This is a genomic window from Kitasatospora sp. NPDC127067 (genome assembly GCF_042724755.1).
Taxonomy (GTDB): domain Bacteria; phylum Actinomycetota; class Actinomycetes; order Streptomycetales; family Streptomycetaceae; genus Kitasatospora; species Kitasatospora lactacystinica.
The window spans coordinates 58,091-69,755 of the sequence record NZ_JBHXEM010000016.1; the positions used below are offsets into that span (position 1 = coordinate 58,091).

Sequence of the window (11,665 nt, forward strand, 5' to 3'; positions counted from 1 at the left end):
ATGACGCCGTACGACGTGATCGTTCCGGCGGGCGGGGCCGCCCGGCGCCTCGGCGGCGCCGACAAACCCGGGCTGACAGTGGGCGAGACCACCCTGCTGGACCGGGTCCTCGCCGCCTGCGCGGGCGCCCGTACCGCCGTCGTGGTCGGCCCGGCCCGGCCGACCGAGCTCGGCGGCGTCCACTGGACCAGGGAGCGGCCGCCCGGCGGCGGGCCGGTGGCCGCCGTCGCGGCCGGGCTCGGCCTGGTCACCGCGGACACCGTGCTGCTGCTCGCCGCGGACCTGCCCTTCCTGGACCGGCGGACGGTGGAACGGCTGGTCGCCGCCCTCGACGGGGCCGGCGCGGCCGCGGACGCCGCCGTGCTGGTCGACGCGGGCGGCCGCGACCAGCCGCTCGCCGCCGCCTACCGCACCGGCCCGCTGCGCGCCGCGCTGGCCGCGCTCGGCGATCCGGCCGACCAGCCGCTGCGCCGCCTGGTCGGCGGGCTGGCCCGGCTGCGGGTGGCCGACACCGACAACGTCGCCTACGACTGCGACACCTGGGAGGACCTGGAGCAGGCCCGCGAGCGCGACCGGACGTGACCCGCACCGGCACCGTCACCGGCGTGTGAGCGAAACGACGCGCGCCGCACACGGGGCGAACACCTCGGCGAACCGGCCATCGGGCAGCATGGGCGCATGGAGCGCACGCTGGATGACTGGATCGCCGAGGTCAAGGCCGACCTGGGCATCGACCTGGACGTCGACGTCCGTGGTCTGCTCGACACGGCCCGGGTGGTCGCGCACGGAGTGGCCCGGCCGGCCGCACCGCTGACCGCCTTCCTGATCGGCTACGCGGCCGCCCGGCAGGGCGGCGGGGCGCAGGCCGTCGCCGAGGCGGCCCGGCGGACCGAGGCGCTCGCCGAGCGCTGGGTCGCCGCCGAGCGGCCGGACGAGTCGTGAGCGCGGTCGGACAGTCCACCGTGGCCGCACCGTCCACCGGCCCCGGCGTGCTGAGCTGGCCCCGGGCCCGGGAGATCGCGCGCCGGGCCGGGCTGCGCCCGCTGCCCGGGGTCCGGGCCCCACTGGCCGAGGCGCTCGGCCGCACCCTCGCCGAGCCGCTCTCCGCGCTGACCGACCTGCCCGCCTTCGACACCTCCGCGATGGACGGCTGGGCGGTCGCCGGCCCCGGTCCGTGGCGGGTCGCCGGCCGGGTGCTGGCCGGCCGGGCCGAACCGGCCGCGCTGGCCGACGGCACCGCCGTGGAGATCGCCACCGGCGCCCAACTCCCGCCCGGAGCCACTGCCGTACTGCGCCGTGAGTACGGGCGGACGGACGGCGTGCTGCTGCACGACCGCGGCCCGCAGCCGCTGACCACCGGTCAGGACGTCCGCCCGCGCGGCCAGGAGTGCCGCCGGGGCGAGGAGTTGCTGCCGTCCGGCGTTCCGGTCGGGCCGGCCGTGCTCGGCCTGGCCGCCGCCTGCGGCCACGACCGGCTGTCGGTCCACCGCCGCCCGGAGGTCCAACTGCTCGTCCTGGGTGACGAGTTGCTCACTGCCGGGGTGCCCGGTCCGGGGCTGGTCCGGGACGCGCTCGGGCCGCTGCTGCCGCCCTGGCTGCGGGCGGCCGGCGCCGATCCGGCCGAAGTGGGCTACGTCCGGGACGACTTCGGGCTGCTCCGGGACGCGCTGCGGCACTCCACCGCGGACCTCGTGGTCACCACCGGCGGAACGGCCGCCGGGCCGGTCGACTTCCTGCACCGGGCGCTCGCCGACGTCGGCGCCCGGCTGCTGGTGGACGGCGTCGCCGTCCGGCCGGGCCACCCCATGCTGCTGGCCGAGCTCCCCGGCGGACGCCACCTGGTGGGCCTGCCCGGCAACCCGCTGGCCGCCGTCGCCGGGACGGTCACCCTCGCCCTGCCGTTGCTGCACGCCCGCAGCGGGCGGACCGTCGGCGCCCCCGTCCTCGCCCCGGCCGCGGCGGCCCTGCCCGGGCACCGGACGGACACCCGGCTCCACCCGGTCCGGCGGACCGCCGAGGGCGTCCTGCCGCTGGCCTTCGACGGACCGGCGATGCTGCGCGGGCTCGCCCGGGCCGAGGCGCTGGCCGTGGTGCCGCCCGGCGGGGCGGCGGCGGGCGAGCCGGTCGAACTCCTGGAGGTGCCGTGAACCGATTCCGACGCAACCTGGCCCCGGGGACGGAGCCGTGGGCGGACGCCGGGATCGTGCTGCCCGCCCGGCGGGCCGATCCCGCCGTCCGGCAGGTCAGCTCCCGGCTGCTGCTGGCGCTCGCCGTCCTGGTCGCCACCTCGTTCATCGTCTACCTGGACCGGGCCGGCTACAACGACAACGCCGGGGGCGAGCTCAGCTTCCTGGACGCGGCGTACTACGCCACGGTGACGCTCTCCACCACCGGGTACGGCGACATCACCCCGTTCAGCGACAGCGCCCGGCTCACCAACATCTTCGTGATCACCCCGCTGCGCGTGGTGTTCCTGATCATCCTGGTCGGCACCACCCTGGAGGTGCTCACCGAACGGACCCGCCTGCAATGGCGGTTGAACCGCTGGAGGTCCACCGTGCGCGAGCACACCGTCGTCATCGGCTACGGGACGAAGGGCCGCAGCGCCGTCGACACCCTGCTCGGACAGGGGGTGAAGAAGGAGGAGATCGTCGTCGTCGACCCGCAGCGCAAGGTGATCGACCACGCCGCCCAGCACGGCCTGGTCGGGGTGGTCGGCGACGCCACCCGCACCGACACCCTGGTGCGCGCCGCGCTGCCCACCGCCGCCCGGGTGGTGGTCGCACCGGAGCGGGACGACACCGCCGTGCTGATCACGCTGACGGCCCGGCAGCTGAACAAGGCCGCCACCGTGGTCGCCGCCGTCCGGGAGGACGAGAACGCGCCGCTGCTGCGGCAGAGCGGGGCCGACGTCGTGGTCACCAGCTCCAGCTCGGCCGGACGGCTGCTCGGGATGTCGATGCTCAGCCCGCACGCCGGGGCGGTGATGGAGGACCTGCTGACGTACGGCAACGGGCTGGACGTGGTGGAGCGTCCGGTCACCCGGGCGGAGGCCGGGCACAGCCCGCGCGAGTGCGCGGACCTGGTGGTCGCGGTGGTCCGGGGCCGACGGGTGCTCAACTACACCGAGCCGGAGGCCGCCGTGCTCCAGCTCACCGACCGGGTGATCGTCATCAAGTCCAGTACGGTCCTGCCGACCGGCTGAGCCGTACCGCGCAACCGCCCCGGCCCCGCAGTAGGTTCGGGGCATGCATGCGATGACGATTCCCGTACCCGGAGGTCCCGAGGCACTGGTGTGGGCCGAGGTGCCCGACCCGGTGCCCGCCGAGGGCGAGGTCCTGGTCGAAGTGGCGGCCACCGCCGTCAACCGTGCCGACCTGCTCCAGCGGCAGGGCTTCTACAACCCGCCGCCCGGCGCCTCGCCCTACCCGGGGCTGGAGTGCGCCGGGCGGATCGTCGCGCTCGGCCCCGGGGTGTCCGGCTGGGCGGTCGGCGACGAGGTGTGCGCCCTGCTGTCCGGCGGCGGCTACGCGCAGCGGGTCGCGGTGCCCACCGGGCAGCTGCTGCCGCTGCCCGCGGGGCTGTCCGTCGAGCAGGCCGCGGCGCTGCCCGAGGTCGCCTGCACGGTGTGGTCCAACGTCTTCCTCACCGCGCACCTGCGGCCCGGCGAGACGGTGCTGCTGCACGGCGGCGCGAGCGGGATCGGCACGATGGCGATCCAACTGGCCAAGGCGGTCGGCGCGCGGGTCGCGGTCACGGCGGGCAGCCGGGAGAAGCTGGCGCGCTGCGCCGAGCTGGGCGCGGACATCCTGATCGACTACCGCGAGCAGGACTTCGTCGAGGCGCTCCGGGAGGCCACCGGCGGGGCCGGGGCGGACGTGATCCTGGACATCATGGGCGCCAAGTACCTCCAGCGGAACGTGGACGCGCTGGCGGTCAACGGGCGACTGGTGATCATCGGACTCCAGGGCGGGGTGAAGGGCGAGCTCGACCTCAACGCGCTGCTGCGCAAGCGCGGCGCGGTGATCGCCACCAACCTGCGCGGGCGGCCGCTGGCGGAGAAGGCGGCGATCGTGGCGGCGGTGCGGGAGCACGTGTGGCCGCTGGTCGAGTCCGGGGTGGTGCAGCCGGTGGTGGACCGGGTGCTGCCGCTGGCCGACGTGGCCGAGGCGCACCGGGTGCTGGAGCGCGGGGAGCAGGTCGGGAAGGTCGTGCTGCGGGCCTGAGAAGGGGGCGGCCCGGCGGCGGGGCGACGGCAGACCGGGCGTGAAATCGCCCGAAATGCCGTAGCGCCGGGGGCGTGGGAATCTGGTCCGGAGCAGTCCCGCCGCCGATCCCGCCCCCGGGCGCCGTCGGCCGTCGGAAGGACTCCGACCGTGGCCGCATCACCGCACGCATCCCTCGGGCCGCTGCCCGTCGCGCCGCACCACCGTCGTACTTCCCGCCGCTCCCCGGGCCGTGTCCAGCGGCTGGTCGCGGCGGCCGTGCTGGGGCTCACGCTCCCACTGGCCGCCGCCTCGGCGGCGATGGCACTGCCCTCGTCCGCGGTGCTGTCCCCGCCGGAGGCCGCTCCCTCGCCGGAGGCGGGGGCGAGCGCCGGGCAGGGCGGGGAACCGGACACCGCCGGGCCGGTGGCCGCGCCGCGGCGGCGGCCGGTGCCGCGCCCGCATCCGAAGCCGGACGGCGGCCTCCCGCAGGCCCACCGGCACCACCCGGCCTCGCTGCCCGAGCGCTCCGACGCCGCCGTGGAGCAGGCCCCCGAGCAGTCCGTCGAGCAGGCGCCCGAGCAGGCACCCGAGCAGGCTCCGGAGCAGGGCCCGGAACAGAACCCGGAGCAGGCCCCCGACCAGGCCGCCGAGCAGGCCCCGGAGCAGGGCGTCGAGGCCGAGCTGCCGGAGACCGACGGGGAGGCGGCGGAGGGCGCGGCCCCCGGCGATGCCGCCGCCACGGACCCGGCCGCCGTGGACACCGCGGACGCCGCCACTGCCGCCGGACAGCCGGTCGCGGCCGTCGCCGCCGTGCCCGCGATCTTCCCCGTCCACTGGCAGGACGCCTCCACCACCCAGCTGCCGCTGGGCGTCGGCCTGGGGCTGATCGGCTGCGGCCTGGGACTGGTCGGCGTGCGGCTGCGCAAGGGCTGAGGCGCCGGTGCCGCGGCCGGGTGCGGCGGCGGGCCGTGACACCCGAGCCGCGGGCACCGTCGGCGGGCGCGCGGCGGCCGGGGAGCGGGAACTGAGTATCCGTACGGATTCCCGTGCGGCGGCCGGGGGCGTACCTTCGTCACGGGTGGCGCAGGACGGCGGGACGACCGGGGGCTTCCGCCCGACCAACCCCAGTGAGAGAGAATGTTGTTCATGACGAATCCGATGAACGAGCGCCCGTCGCAGGAGCCCTTCCGGGCCGCCGGCGGGCAGTCGCAGGACGGCCAGAAGGTGCTGATCGTCGGACCGGACGGGCTGCCCGTGGGCCAGGGGTTCGCCGGCACGGTCGGGGACGGGGACGACGAGGGCGACGTGCCGCGTGAACTCCCGGTGACCGAGATGGTCGAGCAGCCCGCCAAGGTCATGCGCATCGGCAGCATGATCAAGCAGCTGCTGGAGGAGGTCCGGGCGGCGCCCCTCGACGAGGCGAGCCGGGCCCGGTTGAAGGACATCCACGCGAGCTCGATCAAGGAGCTCGAACTGGGACTGGCCCCGGAGCTGGTCGCCGAGCTGGAACGGCTGTCGCTGCCGTTCACCGACGACACCATCCCGACCGAGGCCGAGCTGCGGATCGCCCAGGCCCAGCTGGTCGGCTGGCTGGAGGGCCTCTTCCACGGCATCCAGACGGCCCTGTTCGCGCAGCAGATGGCGGCGCGGGCCCAGCTGGAGCAGATGCGGCGGGCACTGCCGCCCGGTCTGAACAGCGGCGAGTCGGACGAGGACGAGCCGGGCCCGGGCCGCGGCATCCGCTCCGGCCCCTACCTGTAGCCGCACCCGGCGGGTACCCGCCGGTACCCGCCGGCGGGTGCGGCCGGTCCGCCCGGACCGCCGCCGGACCGGACGTACCACGACGGTCCGCCCCGGCCCCGGCCACCGGGACCGGGGGCCGGCGGCCCGGGACCGCTCCCCGGCCCTGGGCCGATCACCGTCGGCGCGAGCCGATACCCTGACCCCTGTCGCCGGCCGGTGGAACCGCCGCGACAGGGGTCCGCCGGGCCAGCGGGCCGGGCCCACCACGCACGGACGAGACCGAACGTCAGGCTGCGGCGAGCACGCCCGCGCCGAGGGGGAGCAGAGGACCATGAGCGAGCACGGCAACGCGGCGGTCGAGGGCTTCTCGCTGGGCAACGGCCGCTATGTGCTGCAGCGGCTGCTGGGCGAGGGCGGCATGGCCTCCGTGCACCTCGCCCACGACCGCGTGCTGGACCGGCAGGTCGCGCTGAAGAGCATGCACAGCGAGCTGGGCCGGGACGACTCGTTCAAGGAGCGGTTCCGCCGCGAGGCCCAGGCCGTGGCCCGGCTGGAGCACCCCAACATCGTCACGGTGTACGACAGCGGCGAGGACGTCGCCGCGGACGGCTCCAGCACGCCGTACATCGTCATGCAGCTGATCGACGGCAAGGGTCTGCGCGAGGCGATCAACGAGGCGATCGGCCAGTACGGCGCGATGCCGGCCGAGGAGGCCCTGAAGGTCACCATCGGCGTGCTGAACGCGCTGGAGGCCTCGCACGACATGGGCCTGGTGCACCGCGACATCAAGCCCGGCAACGTCATGTTCGACCGCAAGGGCAACGTCAAGGTCATGGACTTCGGCATCGCCCGTGCGCTGGAATCCGGCGTCACGTCGATGACCCAGACCGGCATGGTGGTCGGCACCCCGCAGTACCTCTCGCCCGAGCAGGCGCTCGGCAAGCCGGTGGACGCCCGCTCCGACCTGTACTCGGTCGGCGTGATGCTCTTCGAGATGATCACCGGGCAGCTGGTCTTCGACGGCGACTCGGCGTTCTCGATCGCCTACAAGCACGTCCAGGAGGAGCCGCCGGCCCCCTCCACCCTCAACCGCTCGGTCACCCCCGAGGTGGACGCCTTCGTCGCCCAGGCGCTGCGCAAGGACCCGGCGCACCGGTTCCAGAGCGCGGCGGCGATGCGGGACGAGGCGGAGCGGCTGATCGAGGCCGCCAAGGGCGGCGGCAACGGGCAGTGGCTGCAGGCCAGCACCCCGCTGGTGATCAACGAGGGTCCGCGCTCGGTGCACGCCGCCCCGCAGGCCCCACAGGCCCCGCAGGCGCCGCACAACCCGCAGACGCCTCAGCCGCAGTACCTCCAGCAGGGCGGGCCGCAGCAGTACCGGACCCCGCCGCCGGCGTACCCGACGCCGCAGCCGCAGACCCCGCACCCCTTCCCGCAGCAGTACCAGACCCCGCCGCCCGCCTTCCAGCCCCCGCGGCCGCAAGCCCCGCACACCCCGCACCCGCAGTTCCTGCAGCAGGGCGCGCCGCAGGCGCACACCCCGCCGCCGCAGCCGATGCCGCCGTACCAGCAGCCCAAGGCGCCCAGCGGCGGCGGCTGCTCGACGGCCGTGGTCGTGATCGGGATCATCGTCGGCGTGCTGGTGCTCGCGGGCATCATCATCGCCATCGTGGTCAACAAGGCGGACGTGAAGACCGGCGGCAAGTACAGCCACGGGGAGCGCCCCGCCAACGTGCTGGTCGTCGACCTCCCCGCCGACCGGAATGGCCTGCTCTGACGGATTCCGGCCGGTTCGGGGGTGCCGCGTCCGTCCGCCGGAAGCGGTAGCGTTCGGGGATACGTAAGCGACAGGGCAGCGCGATCCGAGCGAACGCCCGGGGCGAGGAGCGATGGCACAGACGCAGCAGCCGGACGACGACGCGGGTGTCCGAGCGGTCGGCCGGACCGGCGGGACCCCGAGGATTCCCGAGCCCGGCAGCGAGGCCCAGACCTCGGCGCTGCCGCCGTTCGGCGGTCCGCAGACCCCGGGCCGCGGCACCGCCGTGCCGCTGAGCACCGTCGGCGACGGCCGCTACCGGCTGACCTACCGGCTCGGCCGTGGCGGCATGGCCGAGGTGTTCGCCGCCGAGGACGTGCGGCTCGGCCGCACCGTCGCGGTCAAGCTGCTGCGCGGCGAGCTGGCCCAGGACGAGGTCGCCCGGCTGCGCTTCACCCGCGAGGCACACGCCGTCGCCGCGCTCAACCACCACTCGATCGTCGCGGTCTACGACACCGGCGAGGAGTACGTCGGGGACGAGTCCACGCCGTACATCGTGATGGAGCTGGTCGAGGGCCGCACCGTCCGCGAGCTGCTGGCGGACGAGGAGGCGCCGCCGGTCGACCAGGCGCTGATCATCATCGCCGGGGTGCTGGAGGCGCTCGCCTACAGCCACCGCAACGGCATCGTCCACCGTGACATCAAGCCCGCCAACGTGAGCATCACCAACGCCGGCGCGGTCAAGGTGATGGACTTCGGCATCGCCCGGGCGCTCACCGGCGGGGCGACCACGATGACCCAGACCGGCATGGTCATGGGCACCCCGCAGTACCTCTCGCCCGAGCAGGCGCTCGGCAAGCCGGTCGACCACCGCTCGGACCTGTACGCGGCCGGCTGCATGCTCTACGAACTGCTCACGCTGCGCCCGCCCTTCACCGGTGACACCCCGCTGTCGGTGGTCTACCAGCACGTCCAGGACCCGCCGCTGCCGCCCTCGCAGGCCAACGGCCGGGTGCCGACCGGGCTCGACCCGCTGGTGCTGCGCTCGCTCGCCAAGAACCCGGACGACCGCTTCCAGGACGCCGACGAGTTCCGCGCCCACGTGCAGCACGCGCTGCGCGAGATGCACGGCGCGGGCGGGGCCGGCTGGGTCGGCGCGACCGCGGGCGACACCGGCGCGACCCAGGTGCTCCGGCCGGACCAGGCCGCGGCCACCGCGGCCTTCGGCGCGGTGCGCCCCGGCGACCAGACCTCCGTGCTGCCGTACCCGACGGGCGGCCCGCACACCCCCTCGTCGCCCTACCCGGCGGCAGGCGGCCCGTACGGCGACGGCGCCGGCGAGGAGGACGGCGGCGGCCGGCGGCGCGGGCCGTGGGCCTGGGTGGCCGGTGCGATCGCCGTGCTGGTCGCGGCCAGCGCGGGCATCGCCTTCGCGCTCAGCGGCAACGACAAGGTCGACCCCGCGGTGTCCCCGACGCAGCCCCCGGCGGTCACCAGCAGCGACACGCCCGTGCCGGTCCAGAGCGGCCTGACGCCCCCGCCCGCCTCGGGCTCCGGCAGCAAGAAGCCGCAGCAGCCGACCGACCCCAACACCACCGGGAACACCACCGGGAACAGCGGCAACAACATGTCGCCGTCGCCGGGTTGGGGCAAGCACAACACGCCGACCCCGACACCGACCGGGAGCGCGAGCCACACGCAGACGTCCGCGTCGACGGCGCCCTCGACCGGTGGCTCGACGCCCGGCGGGGGCGGCAACACGCCGCCGCCGAACCCGCTGCCGACCAAGACGATCCCGCCGGTGACGCCGCCGGCCTCGCAGCCCGCGCAGCCCGGGACCGGCTGACCGGCCGACCCGCCTCGACCGGTCCGGCCGACCTCGCGGGTCGGCCGGACCGGCCGGTGGACGCGGTCAGTTGGCGAAGGCGTCCAGGACCTGTTCGTACTCCTGGCACCACCACGCCAGCTGCCCCGCGGAGGCGGGGTAGAGCGGGTCGGCCCGGTGGTCGGCCCGCTGGTAGCGCCACTGCAGCATCCAGAAGTCGTTCAGCCGCTCCCACCAGACCCGGTGGGCGGCGGCGGCCAGGTGCTCGGCGGTGGCGGCGCCGGAGGCCCGGTAGGCCTGTGAGTAGCGGCGGACCCGGACCAGGTCGAGGACGCCGGACGAGCGGTCGTTGAAGAGCAGCGTGGCGGCCCGGACCGCCTCCTCGGCGCGTGGCTGCGGGCCGAGCTTGTCCCAGTCCAGGACGGCCGTCACCCGGCCGCCCCGCGGGCCGTCGTCGTACAGCAGGTTGAGGCCGTGGAAGTCGCCGTGGGTCCAGCCGGTGGGGGGCGCGGCCGCCGGGGCGGGGCGGCGGTGGGCGTGCTCGGCGAGCAGTTCCAGCCGTTCCGTGAGCCGTTCCACCACCAGGGCGTCCAGCTCCCCGGCGGGGTGCTGCTCGCGGGCGCGGCGCCGCAGGTCGTGGGCGAGGGCGGCGCTGTCGACGGCGTCGGCGCTCCGGTATCCGGCGGGTTGTTCGAGGGGGGCGCAGACATCGTCGAGTGCGCCGTGCAGCCGGCCGAGCAGCGTGCCGAGCGCGTCGCACTGCGACGGTTCGAGCTCGCCGCCGTGCCGGTGCCGGCCCTCGACCCAGGGGAACAGCGCGAACAGCCGGCCGCCCCACGAGGCCACCGTGCCGGACCGTTCGGCGCAGGCCAGCGGGGGTGCGACGGGCAGTCCGAGGGCGTTCAGCGCGGCCATCGCGCGGTGGTGGGCGACGATCTTCGGGCGGCTGGCGGTGGCGGAGTCGACGTAGCACTTCAGGAAGTACGGACCGGCCTCGGTGGTGACCAGGTACCCCCGGTTCAGCAGACCCTCGGCGACCGGTTCGGCGGTCAGCAGCCGTCCTGTCCGGTAGCGGGCCAGTACCTCGGCGAGCGCGCCCAGCGGGACGGGTGGGCTGAGGGTCCCCATCGGCGGTGCGGAGAGGTCGGGGCGGGCCGGGGCGCAGGCGAGGGTCTGGCTGAAAGTCACGTGCAGAGGTTATGGCCCCCTTGCGGGGGCCCTTGACAAGCCGTCAGTTCTGTGCAGTCGTGCGGTCAGTACTGGTGGTCGGCCTGGTGCCGCGCCACGAAGGCGGCCGCCTGGGTGCGCCGCTCCATGCCCATCTTGGCGAGCAGACTCGAGACGTAGTTCTTCACCGTCTTCTCGGCCAGGTGCAACTCGTTGCCGATCTGACGATTTGTCATACCTTCGCCGATCAAATCCAGGATTCGCCGCTCCTGCTTGGTGAGCTGGGCGAGCCGCTCGTCCTCCTTCTCCCCGCCGTCGCGCAGCCGGGCGAGCACCCTGCTGGTGGCGATCGGGTCGAGCAGCGAGCGGCCGGCCGCGACGTCCCGGACGGCGGTGATCAGGTCGGTGCCGCGGATCGCCTTCAGCACGTAGCCGGAGGCGCCGGCCATGATCGAGTCGAACAGCGCCTCGTCGTCCGAGAACGAGGTCAGCATCAGGCACTTGATCTCCGGCAGCCTGGACCGGATCTCGCGGCAGACCTCGACCCCGTTGCCGTCCGGCAGCCGGACGTCGAGCACCGCCACGTCCGGGTGGACCGCCGGGATCCGGGTGAGCGCCTCGGCGGCCGTGCCGGCCTCGCCGACCACCTCGATGTCGTCCTCGACCGAGAGCAGATCGTGCACGCCCCGCCGGACGACCTCGTGATCGTCGAGCAGGAATACCCTGATTTGTCCGTTATCAGTCACGTCCAAAGCCTCCCATACCACCGTACGAAAGACCTATCACCCGTACCCCGGTCACGACGTGATCCGGCCAGAGCCGTCCGAAACCGATACCGAGAACCCCCTTACGCACGGGCTTCCGCCCGGATAACGTGCGCTGGTGTCCTGAAGGCGCTCGAATTGAGAGCTGCGTCACGCCGACCGTCACCCCCACCCTTCCGACGGCGAGCCGATCGCGGCACCC

Annotated in this window: 9 protein-coding genes and 1 pseudogene; 8 read left to right on the forward strand and 2 right to left on the reverse strand. The window is 75.0% G+C overall.

Annotated elements, in window-relative coordinates:
* From ACFWJ4_RS09695 to ACFWJ4_RS09730, 8 genes and pseudogenes are all read left to right on the forward strand, one after another.
* Positions 1-942: pseudogene (locus tag ACFWJ4_RS09695) on the forward strand (NTP transferase domain-containing protein).
* Positions 939-2,147: a molybdopterin molybdotransferase MoeA gene (locus ACFWJ4_RS09700; protein WP_380541309.1), complete on the forward strand. Its 1,209-nt coding sequence runs from the start codon at positions 939-941 to the stop codon at positions 2,145-2,147. The pseudogene ACFWJ4_RS09695 and the gene ACFWJ4_RS09700 overlap by 4 nt, the downstream one beginning before the upstream one ends.
* The gene (locus tag ACFWJ4_RS09705) at positions 2,144-3,205 is read left to right on the forward strand and encodes a potassium channel family protein (protein ID WP_380541311.1); all 1,062 of its coding nucleotides are present in this window, start codon (positions 2,144-2,146) and stop codon (positions 3,203-3,205) included. The genes ACFWJ4_RS09700 and ACFWJ4_RS09705 overlap by 4 nt, the downstream gene beginning before the upstream one ends.
* A gap of 43 nt (positions 3,206-3,248) precedes the next feature.
* Positions 3,249-4,226, forward strand: a complete 978-nt coding sequence (locus ACFWJ4_RS09710; RefSeq protein ID WP_380541314.1) for an NAD(P)H-quinone oxidoreductase — start codon at positions 3,249-3,251, stop codon at positions 4,224-4,226.
* A gap of 150 nt (positions 4,227-4,376) precedes the next feature.
* Entirely contained in the window at positions 4,377-5,141 is a 765-nt protein-coding gene (locus tag ACFWJ4_RS09715) for a hypothetical protein (protein WP_380541317.1), read from the forward strand.
* A gap of 213 nt (positions 5,142-5,354) precedes the next feature.
* The gene (locus tag ACFWJ4_RS09720) at positions 5,355-5,969 is read left to right on the forward strand and encodes a bacterial proteasome activator family protein (protein ID WP_380353386.1); all 615 of its coding nucleotides are present in this window, start codon (positions 5,355-5,357) and stop codon (positions 5,967-5,969) included.
* A 313-nt stretch (positions 5,970-6,282) separates the two neighbouring features.
* Complete coding sequence (locus ACFWJ4_RS09725) at positions 6,283-7,728, forward strand: protein kinase (protein WP_380541319.1); 1,446 nt, start codon at positions 6,283-6,285, stop codon at positions 7,726-7,728.
* Positions 7,729-7,840: 112 nt separating this feature from the next.
* Positions 7,841-9,553, forward strand: a complete 1,713-nt coding sequence (locus ACFWJ4_RS09730) for a protein kinase (RefSeq protein WP_380541322.1) — start codon at positions 7,841-7,843, stop codon at positions 9,551-9,553.
* A 66-nt stretch (positions 9,554-9,619) separates the two neighbouring features.
* Here ACFWJ4_RS09730 and ACFWJ4_RS09735 read toward each other — a convergent pair whose 3' ends face one another.
* Positions 9,620-10,720, reverse strand: a complete 1,101-nt coding sequence (locus ACFWJ4_RS09735) for a phosphotransferase (protein WP_380541325.1) — start codon at positions 10,718-10,720, stop codon at positions 9,620-9,622.
* A gap of 65 nt (positions 10,721-10,785) precedes the next feature.
* Positions 10,786-11,445: a response regulator transcription factor gene (locus tag ACFWJ4_RS09740; protein WP_359897693.1), complete on the reverse strand. Its 660-nt coding sequence runs from the start codon at positions 11,443-11,445 to the stop codon at positions 10,786-10,788.
* Between the last annotated feature and the right edge of the window lie 220 nt (positions 11,446-11,665).

Bases quoted from the DNA above. Each gene is read 5' to 3' on its own strand.
- ACFWJ4_RS09710 (WP_380541314.1), top strand. From the start codon at position 3,249: ATGCATGCGATGACGATTCCCGTACCCGGAGGTCCCGAGGCACTGGTG.
- ACFWJ4_RS09720 (WP_380353386.1), top strand. From the start codon at position 5,355: ATGACGAATCCGATGAACGAGCGCCCGTCGCAGGAGCCCTTCCGGGCC.
- ACFWJ4_RS09725 (WP_380541319.1), top strand. From the start codon at position 6,283: ATGAGCGAGCACGGCAACGCGGCGGTCGAGGGCTTCTCGCTGGGCAAC.
- ACFWJ4_RS09730 (WP_380541322.1), top strand. From the start codon at position 7,841: ATGGCACAGACGCAGCAGCCGGACGACGACGCGGGTGTCCGAGCGGTC.